The following is a 540-nucleotide window of genomic DNA, read 5'->3' as shown; positions in this document are numbered from 1 at the left end:
GCCGGGGAAACCGTAAATGTGGATGGCTGTGCGGAAAGTCAAGAAGATTCTGATGGAGATGGAGTAACAGATGATCTAGACCAATGTGCAGATACGCCAGAGGGCGAAACGGTTGATAATGAAGGTTGTTCTGATAGTCAAAAGGACACGGATGGAGATGGAGTAACAGATGATCTAGACCAATGTGCAGATACGCCAGAGGGCGAAACGGTCGATAATGGAGGTTGTTCTGGTAGTCAAAAGGACACAGATGGGGATGGAGTAACAGATGATCTAGACCAATGTCAAAATACTCCTTCTGGAGAAGAAGTGAGCTCGAACGGATGCTCTGCTACACAAACTGATTCAGACGGGGACACTGTTACTGATGAGTTGGATCAGTGTCCAGACACTCCTTCTGGAGAAACGGTCGATAATGAAGGTTGTTCTGATAGTCAAAAGGATACGGATGGAGATGGAGTAACAGATGATCTAGACCAATGTGCAGATACGCCAGAGGGCGAAACGGTCGATAATGAAGGTTGTTCTGATAGTCAAAAG

General features: G+C 46.3%; 1 protein-coding gene. It reads left to right on the top strand.

Going from position 1 to position 540, the window contains the following annotated elements:
- The coding region (locus MWU84_RS24080; protein ID WP_246906582.1) for a thrombospondin type 3 repeat-containing protein at positions 1-540 on the top strand (540 nt) is incomplete at both ends.

The organism is Arenibacter sp. F20364, assembly GCF_023015905.1.
Taxonomy (GTDB): Bacteria; Bacteroidota; Bacteroidia; order Flavobacteriales; family Flavobacteriaceae; genus Arenibacter.
The sequence above is the reverse complement of the archived record's forward strand: the minus strand, read 5'-3'. Positions and strand labels throughout refer to the sequence as shown.